Origin of the sequence: Jannaschia sp. S6380, from assembly GCF_023015695.1 — a bacterium.
In the GTDB taxonomy this organism is placed as follows: Bacteria; Pseudomonadota; Alphaproteobacteria; order Rhodobacterales; family Rhodobacteraceae; genus Jannaschia.
In genome coordinates this window covers 633,765-659,018 of the sequence record NZ_JALKAS010000001.1, presented here as the reverse complement: position 1 = coordinate 659,018, position 25,254 = coordinate 633,765, and the positions used below count along the sequence as shown (strand labels likewise).

Annotated in this window: 25 protein-coding genes; 13 read left to right on the top strand and 12 right to left on the bottom strand. The window is 67.2% G+C overall.

Annotated features, from left to right (window positions below; all coding sequences use genetic code 11):
- Window position 1: 1 nt before the first annotated feature.
- On the top strand, window positions 2-457 hold the full coding sequence (locus tag MWU52_RS03405) for a type II toxin-antitoxin system RatA family toxin (RefSeq protein WP_246949440.1): 456 nt from the start codon (window positions 2-4) through the stop codon (window positions 455-457).
- Here MWU52_RS03405 and MWU52_RS03400 read toward each other — a convergent pair.
- Genes MWU52_RS03400 through MWU52_RS03390 form a run of 3 tightly spaced genes read right to left on the bottom strand, consistent with a single transcriptional unit; the run spans window position 436 to window position 2,506 of the window.
- Window positions 436-903: a CinA family protein gene (locus MWU52_RS03400; protein WP_246949438.1), complete on the bottom strand. Its 468-nt coding sequence runs from the start codon at window positions 901-903 to the stop codon at window positions 436-438. The two genes, MWU52_RS03405 and MWU52_RS03400, sit on opposite strands and share 22 nt — an antisense overlap.
- Window positions 900-1,379, bottom strand: a complete 480-nt coding sequence (locus tag MWU52_RS03395; RefSeq protein ID WP_348645486.1) for a phosphatidylglycerophosphatase A — start codon at window positions 1,377-1,379, stop codon at window positions 900-902. The genes MWU52_RS03400 and MWU52_RS03395 overlap by 4 nt, the downstream gene beginning before the upstream one ends.
- Window positions 1,376-2,506, bottom strand: a complete 1,131-nt coding sequence (locus MWU52_RS03390; protein WP_246949436.1) for a bifunctional 2-C-methyl-D-erythritol 4-phosphate cytidylyltransferase/2-C-methyl-D-erythritol 2,4-cyclodiphosphate synthase — start codon at window positions 2,504-2,506, stop codon at window positions 1,376-1,378. Before MWU52_RS03390 ends, MWU52_RS03395 begins: the two co-directional genes overlap by 4 nt.
- Before the next feature lie 196 nt (window positions 2,507-2,702).
- Between MWU52_RS03390 and dusB the strand changes: the two genes are divergently transcribed.
- The 5 genes from dusB (at window position 2,703) to MWU52_RS03365 (ending at window position 9,868) form a co-directional block, all read left to right on the top strand.
- Entirely contained in the window at window positions 2,703-3,722 is a 1,020-nt protein-coding gene (dusB, locus tag MWU52_RS03385; protein ID WP_281493890.1) for a tRNA dihydrouridine synthase DusB, read from the top strand.
- Window positions 3,719-4,795 (top strand): ATP-binding protein, encoded by a 1,077-nt coding sequence (locus MWU52_RS03380; RefSeq protein WP_246949435.1) that lies wholly within the window; start codon window positions 3,719-3,721, stop codon window positions 4,793-4,795. The genes dusB and MWU52_RS03380 overlap by 4 nt, the downstream gene beginning before the upstream one ends.
- 3 nt (window positions 4,796-4,798) lie before the next feature.
- Window positions 4,799-6,166, top strand: a complete 1,368-nt coding sequence (locus MWU52_RS03375) for a response regulator (RefSeq protein WP_246949433.1) — start codon at window positions 4,799-4,801, stop codon at window positions 6,164-6,166.
- A 105-nt stretch (window positions 6,167-6,271) separates the two neighbouring features.
- A complete protein-coding gene (locus MWU52_RS03370) occupies window positions 6,272-8,470 on the top strand; it encodes a PAS domain-containing sensor histidine kinase (protein WP_246949431.1) in 2,199 nt (732 codons plus the stop codon).
- 3 nt (window positions 8,471-8,473) lie between these two features.
- Window positions 8,474-9,868: a sigma-54 dependent transcriptional regulator gene (locus MWU52_RS03365; protein ID WP_246949429.1), complete on the top strand. Its 1,395-nt coding sequence runs from the start codon at window positions 8,474-8,476 to the stop codon at window positions 9,866-9,868.
- Here MWU52_RS03365 and MWU52_RS03360 read toward each other — a convergent pair.
- Window positions 9,865-10,284, bottom strand: a complete 420-nt coding sequence (locus MWU52_RS03360) for a hypothetical protein (RefSeq protein WP_246949427.1) — start codon at window positions 10,282-10,284, stop codon at window positions 9,865-9,867. The genes MWU52_RS03365 and MWU52_RS03360 overlap by 4 nt on opposite strands.
- Window positions 10,285-10,405: 121 nt before the next feature.
- On the opposite strand from MWU52_RS03360, the gene trkA reads away from it, so the two are divergent.
- The 4 genes from trkA to hflX all read left to right on the top strand — a co-directional run bounded on the left by trkA (window position 10,406) and on the right by hflX (window position 15,113).
- Window positions 10,406-11,788, top strand: coding sequence for a Trk system potassium transporter TrkA (gene trkA / locus MWU52_RS03355; protein WP_246949425.1), 1,383 nt, complete (start codon window positions 10,406-10,408; stop codon window positions 11,786-11,788).
- Between the two features lie 46 nt (window positions 11,789-11,834).
- The gene (locus MWU52_RS03350; protein ID WP_246949423.1) at window positions 11,835-13,355 is read left to right on the top strand and encodes a potassium transporter TrkG; all 1,521 of its coding nucleotides are present in this window, start codon (window positions 11,835-11,837) and stop codon (window positions 13,353-13,355) included.
- 137 nt (window positions 13,356-13,492) lie between these two features.
- On the top strand, window positions 13,493-13,747 hold the full coding sequence (gene hfq / locus MWU52_RS03345) for an RNA chaperone Hfq (RefSeq protein ID WP_246949422.1): 255 nt from the start codon (window positions 13,493-13,495) through the stop codon (window positions 13,745-13,747).
- Window positions 13,710-15,113, top strand: coding sequence for a GTPase HflX (hflX, locus tag MWU52_RS03340; RefSeq protein WP_246949421.1), 1,404 nt, complete (start codon window positions 13,710-13,712; stop codon window positions 15,111-15,113). The genes hfq and hflX overlap by 38 nt, the downstream gene beginning before the upstream one ends.
- Before the next feature lie 108 nt (window positions 15,114-15,221).
- Here hflX and MWU52_RS03335 read toward each other — a convergent pair whose 3' ends face one another.
- Complete coding sequence (locus MWU52_RS03335) at window positions 15,222-15,863, bottom strand: LysE family translocator (RefSeq protein WP_246949420.1); 642 nt, start codon at window positions 15,861-15,863, stop codon at window positions 15,222-15,224.
- Between the two features lie 240 nt (window positions 15,864-16,103).
- On the opposite strand from MWU52_RS03335, the gene MWU52_RS03330 reads away from it, so the two are divergent.
- The 3 genes from MWU52_RS03330 to tsf all read left to right on the top strand — a co-directional run bounded on the left by MWU52_RS03330 (window position 16,104) and on the right by tsf (window position 18,624).
- Window positions 16,104-16,661, top strand: coding sequence for a YSC84-related protein (locus MWU52_RS03330; protein ID WP_246949418.1), 558 nt, complete (start codon window positions 16,104-16,106; stop codon window positions 16,659-16,661).
- Window positions 16,662-16,863: 202 nt separating this feature from the next.
- Entirely contained in the window at window positions 16,864-17,673 is an 810-nt protein-coding gene (rpsB, locus tag MWU52_RS03325) for a 30S ribosomal protein S2 (protein WP_246949415.1), read from the top strand.
- 75 nt (window positions 17,674-17,748) lie between these two features.
- A complete protein-coding gene (gene tsf / locus MWU52_RS03320) occupies window positions 17,749-18,624 on the top strand; it encodes a translation elongation factor Ts (protein ID WP_246949413.1) in 876 nt (291 codons plus the stop codon).
- 281 nt (window positions 18,625-18,905) lie between these two features.
- Here the strand turns inward: tsf and MWU52_RS03315 are convergent, their stop codons facing one another.
- From MWU52_RS03315 to hmgA, 7 genes are read right to left on the bottom strand one after another with little or no spacing between them, the layout of a single operon-like run.
- Window positions 18,906-19,685 (bottom strand): LuxR family transcriptional regulator, encoded by a 780-nt coding sequence (locus MWU52_RS03315; RefSeq protein WP_246949411.1) that lies wholly within the window; start codon window positions 19,683-19,685, stop codon window positions 18,906-18,908.
- A gap of 56 nt (window positions 19,686-19,741) precedes the next feature.
- Entirely contained in the window at window positions 19,742-19,930 is a 189-nt protein-coding gene (locus MWU52_RS03310) for a DUF2783 domain-containing protein (protein ID WP_246949409.1), read from the bottom strand.
- Window positions 19,927-21,498: an FAD-dependent monooxygenase gene (locus MWU52_RS03305; RefSeq protein ID WP_246949407.1), complete on the bottom strand. Its 1,572-nt coding sequence runs from the start codon at window positions 21,496-21,498 to the stop codon at window positions 19,927-19,929. The genes MWU52_RS03310 and MWU52_RS03305 overlap by 4 nt, the downstream gene beginning before the upstream one ends.
- Window position 21,499: 1 nt before the next feature.
- The gene (locus MWU52_RS03300) at window positions 21,500-22,456 is read right to left on the bottom strand and encodes an MBL fold metallo-hydrolase (protein ID WP_246949405.1); all 957 of its coding nucleotides are present in this window, start codon (window positions 22,454-22,456) and stop codon (window positions 21,500-21,502) included.
- On the bottom strand, window positions 22,453-22,941 hold the full coding sequence (locus MWU52_RS03295) for a DUF2059 domain-containing protein (protein ID WP_246949403.1): 489 nt from the start codon (window positions 22,939-22,941) through the stop codon (window positions 22,453-22,455). The genes MWU52_RS03300 and MWU52_RS03295 overlap by 4 nt, the downstream gene beginning before the upstream one ends.
- Complete coding sequence (locus tag MWU52_RS03290; protein WP_246949401.1) at window positions 22,938-23,879, bottom strand: fumarylacetoacetate hydrolase family protein; 942 nt, start codon at window positions 23,877-23,879, stop codon at window positions 22,938-22,940. The genes MWU52_RS03295 and MWU52_RS03290 overlap by 4 nt, the downstream gene beginning before the upstream one ends.
- Window positions 23,876-25,210, bottom strand: coding sequence for a homogentisate 1,2-dioxygenase (hmgA, locus tag MWU52_RS03285; protein WP_246949399.1), 1,335 nt, complete (start codon window positions 25,208-25,210; stop codon window positions 23,876-23,878). The genes MWU52_RS03290 and hmgA overlap by 4 nt, the downstream gene beginning before the upstream one ends.
- Window positions 25,211-25,254 lie beyond the last annotated feature (44 nt).

Sequence of the window (25,254 nt, the reverse complement as noted above, 5' to 3'; positions counted from 1 at the left end):
CATGCCCAGACATTCCGAGAGCCGAGACCTGCCGTATTCGGCGGAACAGATGTACGACCTGGTGGCGGATGTCGCGCGATATCCCGAGTTCCTGCCCTGGACGGCGGCCGCGCGTATCCGCTCGCGCGACGGCGGACCCGAGGGAGAGGTGATGCTGGCCGACCTCGTCATCAGCTTCAAGGTTTTCCGCGAGAGCTTTGGCTCCAAGGTCACCCTCTGGCCCGACGAACGTCGCATCGAGACGGAATATCTGGACGGGCCGTTCCATCACATGCAGTCCGAATGGCGGTTCGAGCCGCTGGAGAACGGCTGTCGCGTCCATTTCTGGGTCGATTTCGAATTCAAGAACAAGCTGGTCGGCCGGGTCGTCGGTTCGGTCTTCAACCAGGCGATGCACCGCGTCGTCGCCGCGTTCGAGAAGCGCGCGCGCGAACTCTATGGCCCCGCGAACGCCTGAAGCATCGCAAGCGCGTGGTCGCGCGCGGCCCGACGCACCGCATCGCGCCCGCGGGGGCCGAACTCCACCGTCTCCGCATGGACACCCTCGGGGTCGGCCAGCGCGAAACAGACCCGGCCTTCGGGCTTGTGCGCGGATGCGCCGGGCCCCGCGATCCCGGTGATCGCGACCGCGACCGATGCGCCCGATCGCAGGCGGGCGCCGCGTGCCATCTCGACCGCCACTTCCTCGGACACGGCGCCATGCGCGACCAGTGTCGTCTGCGATACGCCCAACATGCTGCGCTTGGCCGCGTTGGAATAGGTCACTGCACCCCAGACGAACGCCTCCGACGCCCCCGGCGGATCGGTAAGCGCCGCGGCGACCATTCCTCCGGTGCAGCTTTCCGCGGTGGCCACCGTCAGCCCGCGATCGCGGCAGGCCCGAAGAAGGGCGCGCGCGTTCACAGATGCGCCAAGGCAGCCAGCGCCATGACGCCCAACGCCGCGAGGGCGCCCGCCACCGCATCGTCCAGCATCACGCCCGCGACGTCCCGGCGGCGGTCCATCCATCCGACCGGTCCGGGCTTCTGGATATCGAACAGGCGAAACAGCACCAAGGCGGCCAGCCAGCCCGGCCAGAGCCGTTCCACCGGCACCCCGGCCTGCGCCGCGCCCCACGCGATCGGCAGCAGCGCGATCCACTGGCCCAGCACCTCGTCGATGACGACCTCGGACGGATCATGATCCTCCTTACCCCGCGTCACCTCCGCCGTTGCCCACCAGCCGAGCGGCAGCAGCGCAGCCGTCAGCACCGTGAACAACACCGGCCCGCCCTGCATCGCAATCCACGCCAGGGGCAGCGCCGCGATCGATCCCCACGTGCCCGGCGCGGGCCGCATCAGGCCCACGAGCCCGACCGTCGCGATCAGCCGCGCGATCACGCGGACACCAGTGCGACCGTGGACATGCAGGCGATGCCCTCAGCCCGGCCGGCAAAGCCCAGGCGCTCCGTCGTGGTCGCCTTGACGGACACGCGCCCGGCATCGAGCCCGGCGATAGCCGCCACGCGGTCGCGCATCTCGGCGGCATGCGGCCCGATCTTGGGCCTCTCGCAAATCAAGGTCGCGTCGACATTGCCGATCGCAAAGCCGCGGGTCCGTGCCAAGTCGGCGGCATGGGCCAGGAACACGGCACTGTCGGCTTCCTTCCATTGCGGATCGGAGGGCGGGAAATGGCACCCGATATCGCCCTCGGCCAGCGCGCCATAGATCGCATCGGCAATGGCATGCAGCCCCACATCGGCATCCGAATGCCCTTGCAGGCCCCGGTCATGCGGCACCCGTACGCCGCACAGGACCACGTGGTCCCCCGGGCCGAACCGGTGCACGTCGAACCCGTTGCCCAATCTCACATCCATTTCGCGGCGCCCTTCGAACAATCTGGCGGCGCGGGCGAAATCGCCGGCCGTCGTGATCTTCATCGCATCCTCGTCGCCCGTCACGATCGCGACGTCCAGCCCCGCGGCGCGCGCGACCTCGACATCGTCGGCGGCCTCTCCGGCGAATGCGGCATGGGCGGCGCGAATATCCTGGGTCCGGAACCCCTGCGGCGTCTGGGCGCGCCAAAGCCCGGCACGGTCGCGCAGGCCAGTCACCAAGCCGTCGCCGACCCAAAGGGCGTCGGTCACCGGCAGGGCCGGTGCCGCCGCGGGCGCGTCCCCCAGGGCCGCGATCACACAACCGATCACCTCGCGCGGGACGCCCGGACGCGCGGCATCGTGGATCAGAACGAAGTCGGTCTCGACCGCCTCAAGCCCCGCCGCGACCGAGGCCGCACGCGTCGCGCCGCCAAGAACCAGCCGCGTATCGGGCGCCATGCTGGTCGCCATCTCGCGATACGCCTCGTCGACCACGACGACCACCGCGTCCACCAGCCCATCGAAGGCGACGACGGAGCGCGTCAACACGGGTCGACCGGCAAGGTCGCGGAATTGCTTGGGCATTCCCCCGCCGGCCCGCGTGCCGCGCCCGGCGGCCACAATCAGCGCGGTAACGGTCGGTCGGGTCATCCTGGGCTCCGGCTTGGGGACCGGATCGTCCTAGCGACTGGGCCCCCAGGTGACAACCGGACGGGCAATGTGCTGGCGATCTGCCTAATTCTTGTGCATAGCGTCGGCGCACCCTTGGGCACACCGATCCGGCCCTGCCAATTCCGGCCCGACGGCCCTATCTCCCGTGACGACAGACGGACCCGAAATTCACGCCATGCCCACAACCGCCGTACATCAAGACGAACCCGGCCCGCTCGACCCACGTCTGGTGGCGGTGGGCCTGACCTCGCCTGTCGCGCTGGCGCCCATGGCCGGCATCACTGATCTTCCGACGCGCAACCTGGTGCAGTCCTTCGGTGCCGGCCTCGTCGTGTCCGAAATGGTCGCCAGCCGCGAGATGGTGCAGGCCAAGCGCTCGGTGCGCGACCGGGCCGAACTGGGCACCCGGATCGAAGGGACCGCCGTCCAGATCGCCGGGCGCGATCCCCACTGGATGGCCGAGGCGGCGAAGCTGCTGGAAGGGCAGGGCGCCGGCATCATCGACATCAATATGGGCTGCCCCGCCAAGAAGGTGACGGGCGGGCTCTCGGGCTCGGCGCTCCTGCGTGATCATGACCACGCCCTGCGCCTGATCGAAGCGGTGGTCGCCGCCGTCGATATGCCCGTGACGCTGAAGACGCGCCTGGGATGGGACGATGAGAGTCGCGACACCGCCGCGCTCGCCCGCCGGGCCGAAGGGGCGGGGATACGGATGCTGACGATCCACGGCCGCACGCGCTGTCAGTTCTACAAGGGCCGGGCCGACTGGGGCGCCATCCGTCCGATCGTCAAGGCGGTCGCGATCCCTGTCTTGGCGAACGGCGATATCCGCGACACCACCGATGCGCGCGCCGCCCTGGAGGCCTCGGGCGCGGCGGGCGTCATGGTAGGGCGCGGCGCGCAGGGCCGCCCGTGGCTGCCGGCCGCGATCGCCGCCGATCTGTTGCGCGGCCCGCGGCCCACGATCCCCGAACGGGGCGATTTCGTGCGCATGGTGGCAGGCCACCACGCTGCGCTCCTGGCGTTCTACGGCGACGCGATGGGGGGACGCGTCGCGCGCAAGCATCTGGGCTGGTACATGGACGATGCCGGCACGGACCCCGATATGCGTCGCCGCGTCCTGACCGCCGCACCCGACGAGGTGGCCGCCCTGTTGCCGGCGGCGCTGATTCCCCCGCGACGGGCGGCGGCATGATCACGGGCGACATCTGGCAGGCCCTGCCGATCCCGGCTTTCGCGCTGGATGCCGGCGACCGGGTTCTGGCGGCGAACGGGCCGGCCGAGGGGTTCCTGAACCGTTCCGCCCGCACGCTTAACGGCGCCGTCCTGCCAGATCTCCTCGAATTCGAGGGCGGCCTGGCCGCCGCGTCCGACCGGGTCAGGCGCATGCAGGCGCCGATGACCCTGCATGACACGGCCCTGCGCGCAGGTCCGGCCCCCGCTATCCGGTGCGAGCTGCATCTCAGCCCGCTGGACGATGGTGTGCTGCTCCTGATATCGCCGCAGGACATCGCGCAACGGCTCGACCGGGCGCGCAAATCGCGCAGCGCCGCACGTTCGGCCATCGGCATGGCCGAGATGCTGGCCCATGAGATCAAGAACCCCCTGGCCGGCATCACCGGGGCCGCGCAATTGCTGGGCATGAACCTGGCGGGCGAGGATCTGGAGCTGACCGACCTGATCGTCGCGGAGAGCCGGCGGATCGTGAAACTGCTGGAGCAGGTCGAACAGTTCGGCAACCTGCGCCCGCCCGAGCGGCGCGCGATCAACGTGCACGACATCCTGGACCGCGCGCGCAGATCGGCCATGGTGGGCTTCGCCGCGCACATGACCATATCGGAAGCCTACGATCCTTCGCTTCCACCCGCTTGGGGCGACGCGGACCAGTTGTTGCAGGTGGTGCTGAACCTTCTGAGGAACGCCGCGCAAGCGTCTGGTTCCGAAGGAAACATTACGATCCGAACCTTCTATGAGCTGTCGCTGCGCGTGCGCCGCCCCGACGGCACCCGCAGCGCCGTGCCACTTCAGATCGAGATCGTGGACGACGGCCCCGGAATCCCGCCCTCGGTCGCATCGAATCTGTTCGAGCCCTTCGTCTCGGGGCGCGAGAACGGCACCGGGCTCGGCCTCGCGCTGGTGTCCAAGATCGTGCACGACCACGACGGCTGGATCGCCGTCGACACGGCGCCCGGTCGGACGGCGTTCCGCATCTCGCTGCCGCTCGCGCCGAAAGACATGAAGAACGGACTGCAAGATACTGAGGATTAAGCAATGGATGGCACGATACTGATCGCCGACGACGACCGTACCATTCGCACGGTCCTGACGCAGGCCCTGACGCGGGCGGGTTGCAAAGTGCATGCGACGTCGTCGCTGATGACCCTCATGCGTTGGGTGGAGGAAGGGAAAGGCGATCTCGTCATCTCGGACGTCGTCATGCCCGACGGCAACGGGCTGGAGACGCTGCCCCGCATCACCGAGGAGCGGCCGGGCCTGCCGGTCATCGTCATCTCGGCGCAGAACACCATAATGACGGCGATCCAAGCCGCCGAGGCGGACGCCTTCGACTATCTGCCGAAGCCGTTCGACCTGCCCGACCTGATGAAGCGCGCGGCCCGGGCGTTGGAGCAAAAGCGCGCCGCAGCACCGGCAAGGGGGGTCGTCGAGGACCAGGGGGACGACCTTCCGCTGGTCGGGCGCACGCCGCGGATGCAGGCGCTCTATCGGCTGATCGCGCGGGTGATGAACACGGACCTGCCCGTGCTGGTGACAGGGGAAAGCGGGACCGGAAAATCCCTGATCGCCCGTGCCATACATGATTTCAGCGACCGGCGCGCGCTGCCTTTCGTCACCGCCACCGCCGCCGACCTGACGGGGTTCGACGGGCCGGCCGACATCCTTGCGGCCGCACGCGGCGGCACACTCCTCTTCGACGAGGTCGGCGACCTCGACCCCGAGGCGCAGGGCCGCGTCGTGCGGATGCTGGATACATTGGACGGCAGCGGCCCGCGCATCATGGCCACCACGCAGCGCGACCTGACACCGCATCTCGACCGCGGCGACGGGACGGGTTTTCGCGCGGATCTCTACTATCGTTTGGCCGGGGCGCAGCTCGACGTGCCGGCCTTGCGCGAACGGGTGGATGACATTCCGCTGCTGGCCGCGCATTTCCTGACCCGGGCCGAACGCGATGGCGGAACGCTCCGGCGCTTTTCGGACCCGGCGATGGCCTTGATCCGTCAGCACCCCTGGCCCGGCAACGTGCGCGAACTGGAACACGTCACCCGCCGCCTCGTCGCGACGTCGCCCGCCGAGGAAATCGCTCGTACGGAGGTCGAGGCGGTGATCGAGACGGGTCGCGCAGGGCCGCGCGCCGTGGCGGCCGCCGACAACCTGTCGGAAGCGGTCGAGCGTCATCTTCGGCGGCATTTCGAATTGCAGGGCGGACAGTTGCCCCCCTCGGGTCTCTATCAGCGCGTGTTGCGGGACGTCGAGGCGCCGCTGATCGAGATCGCGTTGGATGCGACCGGCGGAAATCAGGCGAAATGCGCCGACCTGCTGGGCATCAACCGCAATACGCTCCGCAAGAAGATCACCGATCTCGATATCCTCGTGACACGGCGGCGCAAATTGATGTAAAACCGCCACAGGCGTTGCAGATCGGAAACAATCCGGCAAGAACGACGCGCGGTAAGACATTGATACGAGGCGATCTTGCGGCCCACGGCCCCCTCAGTCGAGGCCATGTCGCGGCACTTCCTCTGGAGTGGTCGCAGGCAGGTGCAGACGATTCTGGCCGTCACCCTCGTGGTGCTCGGCCCGGTTCTCGTGATCCTGACCTTTATGTCGCTCAGCTTTCGTCAGCCCGAGGATGATTTCGGCTGGCTCCGCGCGGTGCTGCTGGGCGACCTGGTCTATATCCTGACGATCGCGGCGCTGGTCGTGCGCCGCCTGACGCGGATGATCGCCGCGCGGCGCGCAGGATCGGCCGGATCGCAGCTCCACCTGCGGCTGACCGGCGTCTTCACCGGCATCGCGCTGATCCCCACCGTGCTGACGGCGGTCTTCGCCACGATCACCATCAATATCGGGCTCGAGGGCTGGTTCTCGGACCGGGTACGCAATGCGCTCGGCAATTCAGTCGAAGCGGCGCAAGCGTACGCGCAGGAACATCGCGACGGCCTGACCGAGGACGCCCGCGCGCTGGCGGGATACCTGACCGTGGCCAAGCGGGCGTCGTTCTTCATGGCCGACGGCGACTTGCGCGAGCTTCTGGGTCAGGGCCAGGAACTGGTGCAGCGCGGGCTGGAGGAGGCTTTCGTGATCGACGGCGCGGGCGAGATACGGGCCCGGGGCGAACGGTCCTACCTGTTCGATTTCGAGCCGGTCACGCCCGCGCAGATCACGCAGGCGCGCGAGGGCGCGATTATCCTGATCGAAGACAAGGAAATCAACGAGTTCCGCGTCCTTCTTCAACTGAATGGCTATACCGATCGGTTCCTCTACGTCACGCGGCAGGTCGATGGCGACATCCTCGAACTGCTCGACGAGACACAGGCGACGGCGCAGCTCTACAATCAGTTGGAGCGGGACCGCGGGAGGCTGCTGTTCGAGTTCGGGCTGCTCTACCTCGGCTTCGCGATGATCCTGATCCTGGCGGCGACCTGGGCCGGGCTTTGGTTCGCCGAACGGCTGTCGCGGCCCGTCGGGCGCCTGGCGGGCGCGGCGCAGCGGGTGGGGCAGGGCGACCTCGACGTGCGCGTGCGCGAGGATAGCGGCGACGACGAGATCGCGATGCTGGGCCGCATCTTCAACCAGATGACCCGGCAGTTGAAGGGTCAGCGCGACGCGCTGGTCGAGACGAACATGCAGACCGAACGCCGACGGCGCCTGTTCGACAGCGTCCTGGGCTCGGTTACGGCGGGCGTCATCGGCCTGGACCCGGAGGGAAAGATCGACTTCATGAACCGTTCCGCGCAGCGCCTTCTGGGGCTGGAGGAGGAGCGTTACGGCATGGCGCTGGACCGCGTGGTCCCCGAATACGCAGACCTGTTCGAGCGGTTGCGCGAAAGCCGCGCCGACACCGTGCAGGAAGAGATCCGCGTCGTCCGCAATTCTCGGATGGAGAACCTGCTGGTCCGCATCGCCACGCGCTTCGGCTCGGATGGAACGACGGAAGGCTATGTCGTGGCGTTCGACGACGTGACCGAGCTCGTTTCGGCGCAGCGGATGGCCGCCTGGGGCGACGTTGCCCGCCGCATCGCCCATGAGATCAAGAACCCGCTCACGCCGATTCAGCTGTCGGCGGAACGCGTCAAGCGCCGCTTCGGCCGCGAACTGGAACCTGATAGCGCGGCCAAGCTGGCCGAATTGACCGACGTGATCGTGCGCCAGGCCGGCGATCTGCGGCGCATCGTCGACGAGTTCTCGCGCTTTGCCCGCATGCCCGAACCCGAGCGCCGGCGTGGTGATATCGCCGCCCTCCTGCGCGAGACGGTGACGCTGCAGCGCGCGGCGCTGGATCCGGTCGAGATCGTGGCCGACATTCCGGCCGGTCCGGTCATGGCGGAGTTCGACCAGACGATGATGGGCCAGGCCTTCACCAACCTGATCAAGAACGCGGGCGAGGCGATCGAGACGCGCGAGGCCAAGCAGGGCGCGGAGTTCGAGCGGCGCGTGGGCGTGCGACTGGATGTCGACGGTGCCCAGCTTCGGATCCGCATCTCGGACACCGGCATCGGCCTGCCCGAGGACCGCGCGCGCCTGTTCGAGCCCTACGTGACCACTCGCGACAAGGGCACCGGGCTGGGCCTGCCGATCGTCAAGAAGATCATCGAGGAACATGGCGGAACGCTGGAGCTGCACGACGCGGCGCCCGCGGCCGACGGACATCAAGGAGCGGAAGCCGTCATAAGGCTTCCCCATATCGAGGAGGGACACTGAACCATGGGCGACATACTGATCACGGATGACGAGGACGACATCCGCAGCCTCGTCTCCGACATTCTGGAGGACGAGGGCTATTTCTGCCGCACCGCCGGCACCGCCGAGGCCTGCATGAAGGCCATCGAGGACGAGGCGCCCGCCGCCATGATCCTGGATATCTGGCTGAAGGACAGCGACATGGACGGGATCGACATCCTGAAATCCGTGCGTCGCAGCCACCCGGATATCCCGATCATCATCATCTCGGGCCACGGCAACATCGAAATCGCCGTCGCCGCCATCAAGCAGGGCGCCTACGACTATATTGAGAAGCCGTTCAACATCGACCAGCTGATGGTCGTCGTCGGCCGCGCGATGGAGACCTCTCGCCTACGCCACGAAAACAGCGAGCTGCGCCGCAAGGATGCGTCCTCGGCCGAGATGATCGGCCAGTCGGCGGCCTACAAGAACCTGGTCGCGCAACTCAAGAAGGTGATGAACTCCAACGGGCGCGTCATGCTGACGGGTCCCGCCGGCGCGGGCAAGGAAGTGGCCGCACGCTACATCCACGCCAAGTCGAACCGCGCCGGCGCACCTTTCGTCACCGTTTCCTCGGCCTCGATCGAACCGGAGCGGATGGAGACCGTCCTGTTCGGCCGCGAGAACGCCGAGAAGGGGATCGAGCCGGGCCTGCTGGAGCAGGCGCATGAGGGCGTGATCTATTTCGACGAAGTGGCCGACATGCCGCAAGGCACGCAATCCAAGATCCTGCGTGTCCTGGTCGAACAGGCCTTCACCCGCGTCGGCGGCACCGACAAGGTGCGCGTGGACCTGCGCGTCATCTCCTCCACCAACCGCGACCTGGCACAGGAGGTGCGCGCGGGGCGTTTCCGCGAGGAGTTGTACCACCGCCTGAATGTCGTCCCGATCGCCGTCCCCTCGCTGGAAGAGCGGCGCGACGACATCCCGGTGCTGGCCGACTATTTCATCGCCGCGCTCAACAAGGCCCAGGGCCTACCGCTGCGCGAGGTGTCCGAGGAGACGAACGCGCTGCTGCAGACGATGCGCTGGCCGGGCAACGTGCGCCAGCTTCGCAACGTGATCGAGCGCGTGCTGATCCTGGGCGACGGCACCGGTCCGATCGAGCCGGGCGAACTGCCCAGCCCCACCGATGGCGGCGGCGACACGGGCGAGATGACCCTGTCGGGCAGCCTGGCCAGCCTGCCCCTGCGCGAGGCACGCGAACTGTTCGAACGCCAGTACCTGATGACGCAGATCAACCGCTTCGGCGGCAACATCAGCCGCACCGCGAACTTCGTCGGCATGGAACGCAGCGCGCTGCACCGCAAGCTCAAGTCGCTTGGCGTCGTGACGACCAGCCGGGGCGGGGCGCGCGTGGCGCGGGTCGACGACTAGGAGGGCGCCGCGATCCGCCCGTCGATCACGCAAAGGCCGGTCGTGTCGAACGGCTGGCTCTGCAACAGGGTCGCCTCGCCCCACGGACAGGCCGGCAGGTCGGCGGCCCGGTATCCCTCGGCCGCCATGCAGGCGGCCAGCGCCCGTTCGCGCAGGGGCCCGTTGCGGTCGTAGGAATAGATGTCGGGGCCGTTGTAGCCGCCCAGACAGATATTGCCGTCGCAGACCCGCCCGCCCAGCACGACGCGGGGCGCCGTCGCGATCCGATCGCGTTCGGGAAAGTCGCGACGCGCTTCGGCGGCGCAGGACAGGAACGCCCGCTCCGCCGCCAGGGCGGGCGTGCCCGGCTTCAGCCAGACGGGGTCGGGGGCAGGGGCGCAGGCGGACAGCGCCACCAGGGCAAGCAAGTATCTCATGACGCTCAAACTAGCATCTCGGCGCGCGGCGGCAATGCGGTCCGGCCCGAGTGCGGACATTGACCGCCCGCGCCGCCACGCCTATCCAAACCGTCTGATCCAGGGCCGCGAAGGGCGCTTCATGAAGGTCATCATCTGCGGTGCGGGGCAGGTCGGCTGGCAGATCGCCCGCCATCTGTCGGGCGAACGCAACGACGTCACCATCGTCGACAACAACCCCGAACTGGTGCACCGCGCGACCGACTCGCTCGACGTGCAGGGCATCACCGGCTTCGCGTCCTACCCCGACGTCCTCGAACGCGCGGGGGCCGAGGATGCGGACATGCTGATCGCGGCCACCCATTCTGACGAGGTCAACATGGTCACCTGTCAGGTGGCCCACTCCATCTTCACCGTACCGCGCAAGATCGCCCGTCTGCGCGCGCAATCCTACCTGTCGGCCGTCCGTGCGGACCTCTACCGGCGCGATCACCTGCCGATCGACGTCGTCATCTCGCCCGAGCGCGAGGTGGCCGAGGCCGCCCTGCGCCGCCTGCGCGCGCCCGAGGCGTTCGACGTCGAGGAATTCGTCGAGGGGCGCGCCACGTTCATCGGCCTGCTCCTCGACCAGGACTGCCCCGTCCTCGACACGCCGCTGCGCCAGCTGAGCGAGCTGTTCAGCACCCTGCGCGCCGTCGTCGTCGGCGTGCGCCGCGAGGGCGGGCGGCTGTTCGCGCCGGATCCGAACGACCAGCTGAAGGCCGGCGACCAGATCTACGTCCTGTCTCATTCCGACGACCTGACCCGCACGCAGGAGATCTTCGGCCACAAGGTCCGCAAGCAGGAACGCGTCGTCATCATCGGCGGCGGCAACGTTGGCCTCGCCGTGGCCGAGGCGCTGGAGAACGCGCCCGAACGCATCCGCGCCAAGATGATCGAACGCAGCCGCAAATGCGCCGAACGCGCCGCCGAGGCGCTGGAGCGAACGATCGTTCTGTCCGGCGACGGGTTGGATATCGAGTTGCTGCGCGAGGCCAATATCGAACGCGCCGATGCCGTCCTGACGGTCACCGACGACGACAAGACCAACATGCTGGCGGCCGTCCGCGCCAAGGCGGCCGGCTGCTCGAAGACCATAGCGCTGATCAACGACCCCACCCTGGTTCCCCTGATGGAACCGCTGGGAATCGACGCCTATGTCAATCCGCGGCAGACGACGGTCAGCTCGATCCTGCGGCATGTGCGCCACGGGCGGGTCCGCAACGTCTATTCCGTGGGCGACGCCGAGGCCGAGGTGATCGAGGCGCAGGTTCTCTCGACCTCGCCCATGACCGGCCGCGCGATCCGCGACATCGCCTTTCCCGAAGGGGCGCTGGTCGGCACCATCGCCAAGGCCGACGGTCGCGTGATCCGACCCGAAGGCGGGACGCGGATCGAGGAGGGGGACGTGGTCGTCATCTTCGCGCTGTCCGACGACGTGCCGGAGGTCGAGCGCCTCCTGCAGGTCCAGGTGGACTTCTTCTGATGCCGCGCCCGCGGATGCCCGTCCGGCCGGCGCCCCGTCCCACGCGATGACCGGCCCGCTGCGCCGCGTGCCGCTTCCCGTTCTGCTGGCAGGCACGCTGGCGGCGTCGATGTACCTGCCTGCCATCCATGCCTCGGTGACGGACGCCCATGCCGAGGCACGCGCCTTCTTTTATTCGGCCACGCTCCTCCTGGCGCTTCTGGCGGCGCTGGGCGTGGCGACGGCGCGCCGTGCCTCGTCCAACGTAACGCGCAGCCATCTGCTGGCGCTTTTCGCCGCCTTCACCGTCCTGCCCGCGATGGCGGCACTTCCGCTCTGGCAGATCGTGGCCGACACGCGGTTCCTGAATACCTATGTCGAGATGGTCGCCGCCATGACCACCACCGGCGGCAGCCTCTACGCCCCCGAACGCCTGGGCGAGAGCGTGCATCTCTGGCGCGCCATGGTCGCCTGGCAGGGCGGGTTGGTCGTCTGGGTCGCGGCCATCGCTATCCTGGCGCCGCTCAACCTCGGCGGGTTCGAGGTGTCGGAGGGCAACCCCTCCATCCGGCCCGGCCTCGACCCCGATCGCACGCGCGACCGCACCGCCGATCCCGAAATGCGCGTGGTGCGCGCCGTCCAGGCGCTGCTGCCCACCTATGTCGCGCTGACCTTCCTTCTGTGGGGGATCCTCGTCTGGCTGGGCGAGGGCGGCACCACGGCCCTGATCCACGCGATGTCGACCCTGTCCACTTCGGGCATCACGGACGGGACCGGCCTGGCCGACAGTGCCGCCGCCATCCCGGGCGAGATGGCCGTCGCGCTGTTCCTGGTCTTCGCGCTCAGCCGGCAGACCTTCACCACCGACATGAACGCCGAACGCATCCGGAACCTCGGCCGCGATCGCGAGCTGCGGATCGCCGGCCTGATCGTCCTCGTCGTGACCGCCGCGCTGTTCGCCCGCCACTGGATCGGCGCGTTCGAGGTCGACGCCATCGCCGATACCGGCGCCGCGTTCGGCGCGCTCTGGGGATCGGCCTTCACGGTTCTGTCCTTCCTCACCACCACCGGGTTCGAAAGCGCGCACTGGCAACAGGCACAGGACTGGTCGGGCCTGGGCACGCCCACCGTTCTGCTGCTGGGGCTGGCGGTCTTTGGCGGGGGGGTGGCGACGACCGCGGGGGGCGTCAAGCTGCTGCGTATCTATACCCTCTACGAACATGGCCGCCGCGAGATGAACCTGCTTGTGCATCCCAGCTCCGTCGTCGGCGGCAAGGGCGCGCTCGGCCGCATCCCCAAGGGCGGGATCGAGGGGGCGTGGGTGTTCTTCATGCTCTTCGCCACGTCCATCGCGGGCGTCACGCTGCTGATGACGCTGGCGGGTCTCGATTTCGAGGGCGGGCTGGCCCTTGCCGTCGCCTGCCTGACCACCACCGGCCCGCTGGCCGAGATGGTGCTGGGCGGGCAGGGCGCCCTGAATGCGCTGCCCGATCCGGTCAAGATCATCGCCGCGCTCACCATGGTCCTGGGCCGGCTCGAGACGCTGGCGCTGATCGCGCTTCTCAACCCCGACTTCTGGCGCGACTGACCGCGTCGGCAGCCCCTTGCCACGCTACGTAAGTTTCATGTGTTTCAGGGGTGGAAACTTTTCCGTGAGCGCCCCATAAAGTCGGCGTGGTACAAGGATCGCTCCGACGAACGGGGCGCGTGGACAGGAATACCGGCATGGCAACGGACAAGCAGAACCTTCAGGACGCCTTTCTCAATCAGGTCCGCAAGCAGAAGGTGCCGGTGACGATCTTCCTGATCAACGGCGTCAAGCTGCAGGGCGTCATCACCTGGTTCGACAATTTCTGCGTCCTGCTGCGCCGCGACGGTCAGTCCCAGCTCGTCTACAAGAGCGCGATTTCCACCGTCATGCCCGCGCAGCCGATCCAGCTCTATGATGGCGGGGAAGAAGCGGCTGTCGAATCCACCTGACAACACGCATTCGACCGAGGCGCGCCCGACCCGCGCGCTCGTCCTGCATCCCGACACCCGCGCCGGCGACCGCACCGGCCGCGATCCCCGCCGCGCGCTGGAGGAGGCGATCTCGCTCGCCCATGCCCTGCCGGGGCTGGAGGTCGCGGGCGGCGATATCGTGCGCCTGCCGCGCCCCCATCCCGGCATGCTGTTCGGGTCCGGCAAGGTCGACGAACTTCGCGCCCGGATCGAGGGCGACGAAATCGAGTTGGTCCTGATCGACGGTGCCGTCACCCCCGTCCAGCAGCGCAACCTTGAGAAGGCCTGGAAGGTCAAGCTGCTGGACCGCACCGGCCTGATCCTCGAAATCTTCGCCGATCGCGCCGCCACCCGCGAGGGCGTGCTGCAGGTCGAACTGGCCGCGCTCAGCTATCAGCGCACGCGCCTCGTCCGTGCCTGGACCCATTTGGAGCGGCAGCGCGGCGGCCTCGGCTTCGTCGGCGGTCCCGGCGAGACCCAGATCGAGGCCGACCGCCGTGCCATCGACGAACAGATGACCAAGCTGCGCCGCCAGCTGGGCAAGGTCGCCAAGACCCGCGAATTGCACCGCGCCGCGCGTGCCAAGGTGCCCTATCCGGTGGTGGCGCTCGTGGGTTACACCAATGCGGGCAAATCCACGCTCTTCAACCGCCTGACCGGGGCGGATGTGATGGCCAAGGACATGCTCTTCGCCACGCTCGACCCCACCATGCGCGCGGTCGAACTGCCGCACGGGCTCAACGTCATCCTGTCGGACACGGTGGGCTTCATCTCCGACCTGCCGACGCAACTGGTCGCCGCCTTCCGCGCCACGCTGGAGGAGGTGCTGGATGCCGACCTGATCGTACACGTTCGCGACATCAGCCACCCCGAGACCGAGGAACAGGCCCACGATGTCGAGACCATCCTCGAAGGTCTGGGCGTCGACACGGACATCCCCCGGATCGAGATGTGGAACAAGGCCGACGCGCTGCCGCCCGACGCGGCGGAGACGGTCGGCAACCTCGCCGCCCGTCGCGACGACGTCTATCTGGGGTCGGCGCTGACGGGGCAGGGGCTCGACGCGCTTCTGGACCGCGCGGCCGACGACCTGACCGAAACCCTGACCGAGACCGCGCTGACACTTCCCTTCGCCGCCGGCCGCGCCCGCGCCTGGCTGCACGAGGAGGGCGCGGTCTTGGCCGAGATGCCGTCCGACGACGGCACCCAATTCACCCTCCGCTGGACGGCACGACAAGCTGCCCGGTTCGCCGGCGCCTTCCCGGACGTCGCGCCCGACGGCCTACGGATTGCGCGGGATGGCCCCGATCGCGACCGGTCCGATGATCCGTGGGGGAACGGGTAGGGGAGGCGGGGGCGGGGGTCCGGTTTTGAGCCCAAATTAACAGATGCTGCGGTTGGCACGAACGACTGCTTTGGCGATGAAACGAATGCAACGAGATTCGGATCGTCGCTAAACTCGCGAGAAGGCCGAACGGAGAAGTCTTAGTCCGGCGACAGCAAAAAGCGCGGCGACCGCTCCATCAACCTGACGCCGAACACGGGTATAGGTACGCCTGACGGCAGACATGGAAAAAGCTGCTGCGTAGGCAGTGTAGATCGCAAACCCGATGACTGCGCAGGCTCCGGTCGCAACGGCGATGCCAAACCAACCACTCTCAGCACCCATGCCGACAGACAATGCCGCCATCCACGCAATAACGGCCTTTGGATTCGATAGGTTCAGGATAAGTCCGCGCACGAACCAGCGACCTTCATTGATCGCGTTCTTTCCGTCAGCAGGATCGTCGGAGAGCGCGTTGCAACGAAATGCGGAGCGAGCCGACCCGATGGCTAGCCATAAGAGATAGAGCCCGCCCGCAACTTTGATTATGGCCAGGAAGTATGTTGTTGCTTGCAGCATCGCGCCCAGCCCAGTTGCAGCCACCAGGCCCCAGAATGCGAGCCCAGCACCCAACCCAAATCCGAATAGCATTCCGCTGCGACGCCCGGAAGCGGCCGATACCGTGCTGACGGCGAGCGTCGCGGGGCCTGGAGATACGGCGACGATAAAGAAGGCGGCAAGGATCGCAGCCAAGCCAGTCGTATCGAGCATAGGAACCTCGGTATGTGAACTCAGTTACTTAACGATATGACAAATGCATTCGGGGAAAAGCAGCCTTTCGGAAATAAACGACGAGAGGCAGCGCCGTCCCGCAAACCCACCACCCACCCACAACCCGACACCCACCCCGCATTCCCCACGTGACAGCTTCGCCCCCCCTTGCTATCCTGCCCGCGCAGACCGGGGCGTCAGACCTCGGCTTATGAGCAGACTTTGGACAGGACAGACCCCATGACCGCATTCACGCGTCGCCGCTTTCTCGCGGCGGCTTCGACAACCGCAGCCGTCACCGCCTGTGGCAATGGTGTCGGCAGTGCCGGCGCTGAACGCATCGACGGGCGCGTTGACGCCGCCTTCAACTTCATGTACGCCACCTTGCCGGATACGCAGGTCCTGGCCGGCAAGGCCGCCGGGATCCTGATGATGCCCGTCGTGACCGAGGCCGGCTTCGGCCTTGGCGGCGCCTATGGCCGTGGTGCGCTGCGGATCGACGATGTTACCGTCGATTACTATTCCACCAGCGAGCTGTCCTTCGGTTTGCAGGCAGGTGGCCAGCAGTACAGCCACGCCCTGTTCTTCATGACGCAGCCCGCGCTGATGAACTTCCGCACCTCGCCGGGTTGGACCGCGGGCGCGGATCTGGAATACGCGGTCTCGTCCAATGCGCGCGCGATCACGACCGACACGACCTCGCTGCTGACGCCGGTGATCGCGGTAATCTTCGGCCAGGCGGGCCTGCTGGCAGGTGCCTCGCTCGAAGGGCAGAAATACAGCCGCATCATCCCCTGACCGCATCCGGCCCCCGCATGCGCGGGTCGGACGCAGCCGATACATGCGCATTACGGCTTGCAGCGCGTCCTTCGATGGCCTAGGACGCGCGCACTTCACAGGCGAGGGCGGGCCCCGGGGGGAGACATCCCCCGACGGTCCACCGGTTGAGCCCAGGCTCTGATCCCTCGCCGAGGATCGAAACCGGAAAGGTATCAACAGGATGGCATTGCCTGATTTCTCTCTGCGTCAGCTTCTCGAAGCGGGCGTTCACTTCGGCCACCAGACCCAGCGCTGGAATCCCCGCATGGGCCCGTACATCTACGGTGCCAAGAACGGGATTCACATCATGGATCTGACCCAGACCGTCCCCATGCTCGACCAAGCGCTTCAGGCCGTCCGCGACACCGTCGCCCGCGGCGGTCGCGTGCTGTTCGTGGGCACCAAGCGCCAGGCGCAGAAACCCGTCGCCGAGGCGGCCGAGCGTTGTGCGCAGTATTACATGAACCACCGCTGGCTGGGCGGCACGCTGACCAACTGGAAGACGGTATCGAACTCGATCAACCGTCTGAAGTCGATCGACGAAGCGATGGATACCGGGTTCGAGGGCCTGACCAAGAAGGAACGCCTCGGCATGGAGCGTGACCAGCAGAAGCTGCAGGCATCGCTGGGCGGCATCCGCGAGATGGGCGGCCTGCCGGACCTCCTGTTCGTGATCGACGTCAACAAGGAAGACTTGGCCATCGCTGAAGCCAAGAAACTGGGCATCCCGGTCGTGGCCGTCGTCGACACCAACTGCTCGCCCGACGGCGTGGACTACATCATTCCGGGCAATGACGATGCGGCACGTGCGATCGCGCTCTACTGCGACCTCGTTGCGCGCGCGGCGCTCGACGGCATGTCGGCGCAGCTGGGCGCCGCCGGCGTCGATATTGGCGCCATGGAAGAGGGTGTGGACGAGAACGTCGATCCCGGCGAAGCCGTGGAGCCCGAGGGCGACGCCCCCGCCGAGGAAGCCCCGGCCGAGGCCTGAGGCCTTCGCCGCGGAACGGCTATCGGGCGCGGTCGTCGGGCCGCGCCCAGATCTGATTTTCAAGGAGACAGGACCATGGCGATCACCGCTGCACAGGTGAAGGAACTGCGCGACACGACCGGCGCGGGCATGATGGACGCCAAGAAGGCGCTGACCGAGACCGATGGCGACATGGAAGCCGCCGTCGACTGGCTGCGCACCAAGGGCCTTGCCAAGGCTGCCAAGAAATCCGGCCGGACCGCGGCCGAGGGCCTGGTGGCCGTTGCCGTCGAGGGCGGCTATGCCGTCGCGCTCGAAGTCAATTCCGAGACGGATTTCGTCGCCAAGAACGCCGACTTCCAGAAGATGGTCTCGGATTTCGCCAAGGCCGCGTTGAACGTCAGCGATGTCGACGCGCTGAAAGCGGCGGAGATCGACGGCAAGACGGTCGAGAACATCCTGACCGACAAGATCGCCACCATCGGCGAGAATATGGCCATCCGCCGGATGGAGCATCTGTCGGGCAAGTCGGTCGTGACCTATGTCCACAACGCCGCCGCCCCCGGCATGGGCAAGATCGGCGTGCTGGTCGCGCTGTCGGCGGAAAACGATGCCTTCGGCAAGCAGGTCGCGATGCATGTCGCGGCGGCCAACCCGGCCGCGCTGTCCGAGGCTGATCTGGATGCCGCGATCGTCGACAAGGAGCGTCAGGTTCAGATCGACATCGCCCGCGAGAGCGGCAAGCCCGAGCAGGTGATCGAGAAGATGATCGAGGGCCGGATGAAGAAGTACATGGCCGAGGTCACGCTTCTGAACCAGCAATTCGTCGTCAATCCCGACCTGACCGTGGCCCAGGCCGCGGAAGAGGCCGGCGTCGAGGTGACGGGCTTCGTCCGGCTTGAGGTCGGGGAAGGCATCGAGAAGGTCCAGGAAGATTTCGCGGCCGAGGTTGCCAAGGCCGCTCAGGGCTGACGCAGGTCAGACGTACCGAAAAGGCGGCGCCAGGGTCAAAATCCTGGCGCCGCATTCGTTTCGGGGCTCGTCGAAGGGGAGAGAATAGCGCCCCGAACTGGGCTCGGCCCCGGGGAAGAATGCCCCGGAACCTCACCGGTCCGGAATTCATCCGGCGGCCGACGGGATCCGGTGAATGCGCCGGAACTGCGCCGTCCGATTAGTCTCTGGCGTAATGGCCATCACTCACAAGACATTGTCAGGGTGCCAGTTGACCTTGGGGAAGGTAAGTCGGGTTTTCCTTACCTTGCCGGATCGTCGCTCGGCTCATAGCGGAAGAACTGGTTCTGAAACCCCAATTTCAGGATCGCCTGCGCCGTCGTCTCCACGTCCAATCCATCGCGCGCCAGGCGCAGGTGCTTTTCGACCGTGGTGGGCGTCCGCCCCATCAGCATCGCCACGTCCTGCACGGTCTTGCCATCCGCCACCATTTCCAGCGCCTCGCGCTGTCGGGGCGTCAGGCTGCGCCCGTGCAATCCGTGCGGTAGCGACAACAGCGTGAGATGCGCGACATGCGCGACCAGCTCGATCTCCGGCCCCTTCTCCGCCCAGAGCGCGTCCAGATCGTCCTGCGTGCCGGTCGTCGTCGCCAGCCCGATCCCGTGGCCCGTCCGTGCCGAGATGCGCGGGAAGCTGATCCCGTATCCCGCGACGATCCCATGCTGGCGGTTGAACTCGACCACGCGCATCACCTCGGGGGGCAGGGCGCCGGCGCGGGCCTGGTCGGCGATCGCGCCCCAGGACAGCGTGCCGGTATTCTCCATCGCCCAGCGGACCATCGGCGCGTTGCGGAACAGTCCGCCGTCTAGATAGTCTTGGGTGAATTCCTTGGGATAGTTCGTCAGGATGACCGCATCGCGGATGTCGCCGGTGCTGTGATCGGTCCGAAAGCGCGTCGCGGCATAGAGGATACGGTCGAAACCGTATCCAGCCATGCGATCCTGCAGCTTCTGCCAGAGCTCCTCCGCCTGAGTGAGACGGGTGATCTCATGCAGAAAACGCTCGGCATCCGTGAGAGGCACTGGCGCATTCCCTTCTTTCCCCAAGGTAAAGAACCGGGACGCCACAGTCGAGCGTTTCAACGCCGCGCCGCCTGCAACGCCTGCTCCAGAAGGGTTGGATCGCCCAAGTGATTGACCAGAAGCAGAATAAGCCGGGCATTCAGCGCCGCACTTTCCTGCGCGGCCAGCCCATCATGCGCCGCGATCAACATGGCATAGGCCGCGTCGGGGTCGTCCAGGTTGGGGTTCGTGATCAAGTCGGTCATGCCGCTGCCCCCTGCGCCGTCCGGAAGGCCGCGTCGAAAGCCGCCCTGTCCACGGCGGCCCACCGGGCGGCCACGTGCTGATCGGGCCGGATCAGATAGACGGCCTGCGATGCCCCGCCGAGATAGCGGCGGGCGACGTCCGGGCTGTCGACCGCGTCGATGCGCAGGCGCGTCGCGTCGCAATTCGGCGGGTCGACGTTGAGCCCCAGGGCCGTGAACCCCGTCAGACGTTCCAGCAGGTGGCCATTGCCGACGCGCGCATCGGGGCAGGGGCATCCGGGCCGCGTCCCGTGGGGGCCGCCGGGCAGGGCGTCCGGTCCGTTCAACGGCGACGCGGCATAGCGCGCCGGCACCGACAGACGACCCGAGTTGACCATCCGCCGGGCGAACGCGTGATCGCGCGCCAGCGACAGCACCGCATCGCGGAACACGCGGCTTCCCGGAGATTTCGGCGTGATGAAGTCGGTCGATCGGGTCGAAGCCAGGATATTCTCGTCGGCGGCTGCCTCCCGCTCGCTGGCATAGCTGTCCAGAAGCGTCTCCGACGCGCCGCCCGACACCATGTGCAGTTTCCACGCCAGGTTCTCGGCATCCTGGATGCCGGAATTCGCGCCGCGCGCGCCGAACGGGGACACCTGATGCGCGCTGTCCCCGGCAAAAAGGACCGGTCCATGCCGAAACCGGCGCATCCGGCGGCATTGGAACGTATAGATCGACGTCCAGACGAGATCGTATTCGACACCGCCCAGCATCGCGTCGATGCGGGCGCGGACCTTATCCTCGGCCAGTTCGGCCCGGCGGTCGATGTCCCAGCCGAGTTGAAAGTCGATGCGCCAGACGTCATCGGGCTGCCGATGCAGAAGGGCGCTGTCGCCCGACTTGAAATGCGGCGCGAACCAGAACCAGCGCTCGGTCGGGAAATCGGCTTTCATGCGGACGTCTGCGATCAGGAAATTGTCCTCGAAGACGCGCCCCTCGAAATCCAGTCCCAGCATTCCGCGCAGGGGCGACCGCGCACCATCGGCCGCGACGACCCAGTCGGCAGTCATGCGGTACGGGCCGCCGGGCGTCTCGACAGCCAGGGTGACGGGGTGGCCGGCGGTGAGGTCGGTGACGCGATTGCCGCCCCGGATCTCGATCGGGGCGCCATCGGCTGCGGCCGCGCGGATCCGCTCGACCAAGAACCGTTCAACATAGGGCTGCTGCAGGTTCACGAAGGCAGGCGCCTTGTGTCCACCCTCCGGCGCCAGGTCGAATTCGTAGAGGAGGTCCGCATCGTGAAAGACCTTACCCACCCGCCATTCCACGCCTTTTTCCCGCATGGCCCGGCCCACGCCCAGACGATCGGCGATCTCCAGCGTGCGGCGTGCGAAACAGATCGCGCGGCTTCCCTCGCCCGCGCCCTCCTGATCGTCGAGGAGCAGGACGGGCGTGCCGCGCAGGCCTAGGTCGAGCGCGAGGGCAAGGCCCACCGGACCGCCGCCGACAACCACCACGGGATGATGCGCGACCCGGTCCTGATCGACGCTGCGAGCGTAGGGGTAGAGCAGGGGGCCGTCGTCCAGCATGTCAGCCGTCCTGAAGCGCCGCCCAGAGTGCCTTGTCGCGCTCGGCCGTCCAGATACGCGGATGCAGGATGTCGCGCGCCTCGTCATAGGCGCGGGCGACATTGAACGGCAGGCAATGCTCGTAGATGGCGTAGTCGCCGAACTTCGGGTCGCAGACCGCGCGGCAGGCCGCCATCGCCTCGGCCAGCGTGCCGCCCCCGAGGGCCACGCGGGCGACGGAGCGATAGGTCGAAGTCACGAGATCCGTCGTGCTGTCGAGCGCGCCATTCACCCGGTCGCGCCCGCTGAGCGCGCCACCCCGGCCCGGCGCGATGGCGTCCAGCTCCCAGGCGCGGATCGCGTCGAGCGTGCCGGGCCAGTCATGGAAATATCCGTCGCCACAATAGCATGCGGAGTGATCTTCAACGATATCGCCCGTGAACATCACGTTTGCATCGGGCACGTAGACGACGGCATCGCCCGCCGTATGCGCGCGCCCGAGTTGCATTATGTCAATGCGGCGCTGGCCCAGATAGACCGTCATCCGTCCCTTGAAGGTCGTGGTGGGCCAGGTGAGGCCGGGGATTTCCTCATGCCCCTGGAACAGACGGGGAAAGCGGTCGAATTCGCTGTCCCAATCCTCCTGCCCGCGTTCGGCCACCATGGCGCGGGCGGGTTCGGACATGATGATGGTCGGCGCACCATAGGCCGAGGCGCCGAGCACCCGGACCGCATGATAGTGGGTCAGGACAAGATGCGTGATCGGCTTGTCGGTGACGGTACGGATGCACTCGATCACCTTGCGCGCCAGTCGCGGCGTGGCCTGGGCCTCGACGACCATCACGCCGTCGTCACCGATGATAACGCCGGAATTCGGATCCCCCTCGGCGGTGAAGGCATAGAGGCCGGGGCCGATCTCGGTGAAGGACGTGGGCTTCTCCTCCAGGTCGCCGGCGGATGCGAAGGCCTTCGGGCTCATTGCAGATCCTCTTCCATGATGGCCATAAGGTCATCCTGACGGGTCGACATGGCCGCCATGATCTCCGGGGTCAGTTCGCCCATGGTCCGGGTGAAGTAGGGTTGCATCTTCATCAGGACACCCTCTCCCTCGGGGGTGGAATAGAAGTTGATCAGCGCGCGCAGTTCCGCCTCGCTGAAGGTCTCGGCGGCCCCTTCGACCATCAGTTCCTCCATGCGCGGGCGCAGGGGGGCCATCGTCTCCTCCATCAGCACCCCGACCTCGGCCATCGTCTCGGGGCGCAGATCGACCTGCGGCGGAAGGCTGGCCGCGAACTGGGCCGCCAGCGTATCGGCGCCCAGCATCTGATCCATCATCGCGTGATTCGCCGGCAGCATCACGTAGTCGCGGGCAAGCGCTTCAATATCCGCCTCCTGCGCCAGGGCCCCGCCACCCACGCAAACCGCGAGCGCGAGGCCCGGAGCGGTCCATCTCGCTTTCGTCATTCGATCACCTCCTGTTCGATGGCCCCGAACAGGTCCTGCCCGTCCGCCTCGGCCCAGATCCTGACCCGGTCGCCGGGCTGCAGCCAGGGCGTCCGGGCCTGTCCGTCGCGGATCGTCTCGACCATCCGCTGTTCGGCGATACAGGCATAACCCGCGCCGCCATCGTCGACCGTCCGGCCCGGCCCGCCATCCAGCTTGTTGGACACCGTGCCCGACCCGATCACCGTGCCGGCGGGCAGGGGGCGGGTCCTTGCGGCATGGGCGATCAGTTGCGGGAAGCCGAACGTCATGTCGGCTCCCGCGTCAAGCCGCCCGAAAGGCGCGCCGTTCCGGTCGACACACATCGTGACATGCAGTCGGTCGCCGTCCCAACCCGGCATGTCGTCGACGCTGCGCACCAGCGGAGACAGGGACGAGGGCGGCTTGGATTGGACGAAACCGAAGCCCTTGGCGAGTTCGGCCGGGATCAGGTCACGCAGCGAAATGTCGTTCAGAAGGACGAGATATCGGATGGCCGCGCGACTGGTCTCGACATCCGCCCCCGCGGGCACTTCGCCTGTTATCACGGCGATCTCCGCCTCGAAGTCGGTTCCCCAGGCGGGATCGCTTCGGATCGGATCGGTCGGCCCCAGGAACGGATCGGCACAACCCTGATACATCAGCGGATCGGTCCAGAAGCTTGCCGGCATCTGGGCCCCACGCGCGCGTCGGACCAGCTCGACATGGTTCACATAGGCCGAGCCGTCCAGGAATTGCCGCGCACGGGGCAGGGGAGCCGCGCAGCGCGCGATGTCGAACGGCGCCGGATCGCCCGCCGTCATGGGATGCCCGTCGATCATGTCGGCGAAGGATGCGCCGACCGGCCGGGCGGTCGCCCGATTGGGTGCCACGATCCGCGCGGACCCGTCGCGACCGTCGGGATAGCTCGCCAGAATCACTTGCGCCCCAGCGTACCGTCGAACAGCTTGGGCAGATCGGCCCAGCAATCGACGTAGTCGTCCTGCAACGGCGCCTCGGTCGCGGCGAACGGGGTCAGGTGCTGCGGAAAGCGCGTCTCGAACATGAAGGACATCGTGTCCTCCAACTTCACCGGCTTCAACTCCGCGCGCGATGCCCCCTCGAACGCCTGCCGGTCGGGGCCGTGCGGCAGCATCATGTTATGGAGCGACATGCCGCCGGGCACGAAGCCCTGCGGCTTGGCGTCATACTGGCCGTGTATGTTGCCCATCAGCTCCGACATGACGTTCTTGTGGTACCAGGGCGGGCGAAACGTATCCTCGGCCACCATCCAGCGGTCGCGGAACAGGACGAAGTCGATATTGGCGGTGCCCGGCGTGCCCGAAGGCGCGGTCAGCACCGTGAAGATCGACGGGTCCGGGTGGTCGAACAGGATCGCGCCCACCGGGCAATAGGTGTTCAGGTCGTATTTCATCGGCGCGTAGTTCCCGTGCCAGGCCACCACGTCGAGCGGCGATTGCGGGATGTCGCAAGCGTGGAACGTGCCGGCCCATTTGATCGTCAGGCGTGACGGCACCTCCCGGTCCTCGAACGCGGCGACGGGCGTCTTGAAGTCGCGCCGGTTCGCCATGCAGTTCGCGCCGATCGGGCCGCGGTCGGGCAGCGCGAACTTCTGACCGTAATTCTCACATACGAAGCCGCGCGCGGGACCTTCCAGAAGTTCAACCCGGTAGACCAGCCCGCGCGGGATGATCGCGATTTCCTGCGGCGCCAGGTCGATGACCCCAAGTTCGGTCGCAAAGCGCAGCCGACCTTCCTGCGGGACCACGAGAAGCTCGCTGTCGGCGGAATAGAAGTATTCGTTTTCCATACTTTGCGTGACGACATAGATGTGGCTCGCCATGCCGATCTGGGTGTTCACGTCACCCGCCGTCGTCATCGTCCGCATGCCCGTCAGCCAATCGAGCGGCGCGTCGGAATGCGGCACCGGATCCCAGCGGTACTGGCCCAACGAGACCACGTCCGGGTCTACGAGCGGCGCGGATTTCCAGTACGGCAGGTCGATCCGTTCATATCGGCCGGAATGCTTGACCGAAGGGCGGATGCGATAGCACCAGGTCCGCTCGTTCTCGCCCCGCGGCGCGGTGAAGGCGGTTCCCGAAAGCTGCTCGCCATAGAGGCCGTAGTTGCAGCGTTGCGGGCTGTTCATACCCTGGGGCAGCGCGCCTGGCAGGGCCTCGGTCTCGAAATCGTTCCCGAACCCGGGCATGTACCGGATCTGATCAGCCGCTGCCGCCTGCAAGTCTTCCATCGCATCCTCCGCTTCGGCCGGGCATAGTCGTTACATATGTAACT

Bases quoted from the DNA above. Each gene is read 5' to 3' on its own strand.
- MWU52_RS03405 (WP_246949440.1), top strand. From the start codon at position 2: ATGCCCAGACATTCCGAGAGCCGAGACCTGCCGTATTCGGCGGAACAG.
- MWU52_RS03390 (WP_246949436.1), bottom strand. From the start codon at position 2,506: ATGACCCGACCGACCGTTACCGCGCTGATTGTGGCCGCCGGGCGCGGC.
- dusB (WP_281493890.1), top strand. From the start codon at position 2,703: ATGCCCACAACCGCCGTACATCAAGACGAACCCGGCCCGCTCGACCCA.
- MWU52_RS03380 (WP_246949435.1), top strand. From the start codon at position 3,719: ATGATCACGGGCGACATCTGGCAGGCCCTGCCGATCCCGGCTTTCGCG.
- MWU52_RS03375 (WP_246949433.1), top strand. From the start codon at position 4,799: ATGGATGGCACGATACTGATCGCCGACGACGACCGTACCATTCGCACG.
- MWU52_RS03370 (WP_246949431.1), top strand. From the start codon at position 6,272: ATGTCGCGGCACTTCCTCTGGAGTGGTCGCAGGCAGGTGCAGACGATT.
- MWU52_RS03365 (WP_246949429.1), top strand. From the start codon at position 8,474: ATGGGCGACATACTGATCACGGATGACGAGGACGACATCCGCAGCCTC.
- MWU52_RS03360 (WP_246949427.1), bottom strand. From the start codon at position 10,284: ATGAGATACTTGCTTGCCCTGGTGGCGCTGTCCGCCTGCGCCCCTGCC.
- trkA (WP_246949425.1), top strand. From the start codon at position 10,406: ATGAAGGTCATCATCTGCGGTGCGGGGCAGGTCGGCTGGCAGATCGCC.
- MWU52_RS03350 (WP_246949423.1), top strand. From the start codon at position 11,835: ATGACCGGCCCGCTGCGCCGCGTGCCGCTTCCCGTTCTGCTGGCAGGC.
- hfq (WP_246949422.1), top strand. From the start codon at position 13,493: ATGGCAACGGACAAGCAGAACCTTCAGGACGCCTTTCTCAATCAGGTC.
- hflX (WP_246949421.1), top strand. From the start codon at position 13,710: ATGATGGCGGGGAAGAAGCGGCTGTCGAATCCACCTGACAACACGCAT.
- MWU52_RS03335 (WP_246949420.1), bottom strand. From the start codon at position 15,863: ATGCTCGATACGACTGGCTTGGCTGCGATCCTTGCCGCCTTCTTTATC.
- MWU52_RS03330 (WP_246949418.1), top strand. From the start codon at position 16,104: ATGACCGCATTCACGCGTCGCCGCTTTCTCGCGGCGGCTTCGACAACC.
- rpsB (WP_246949415.1), top strand. From the start codon at position 16,864: ATGGCATTGCCTGATTTCTCTCTGCGTCAGCTTCTCGAAGCGGGCGTT.
- tsf (WP_246949413.1), top strand. From the start codon at position 17,749: ATGGCGATCACCGCTGCACAGGTGAAGGAACTGCGCGACACGACCGGC.
- MWU52_RS03310 (WP_246949409.1), bottom strand. From the start codon at position 19,930: ATGACCGACTTGATCACGAACCCCAACCTGGACGACCCCGACGCGGCC.
- MWU52_RS03305 (WP_246949407.1), bottom strand. From the start codon at position 21,498: ATGCTGGACGACGGCCCCCTGCTCTACCCCTACGCTCGCAGCGTCGAT.
- MWU52_RS03300 (WP_246949405.1), bottom strand. From the start codon at position 22,456: ATGAGCCCGAAGGCCTTCGCATCCGCCGGCGACCTGGAGGAGAAGCCC.
- MWU52_RS03295 (WP_246949403.1), bottom strand. From the start codon at position 22,941: ATGACGAAAGCGAGATGGACCGCTCCGGGCCTCGCGCTCGCGGTTTGC.
- hmgA (WP_246949399.1), bottom strand. From the start codon at position 25,210: ATGGAAGACTTGCAGGCGGCAGCGGCTGATCAGATCCGGTACATGCCC.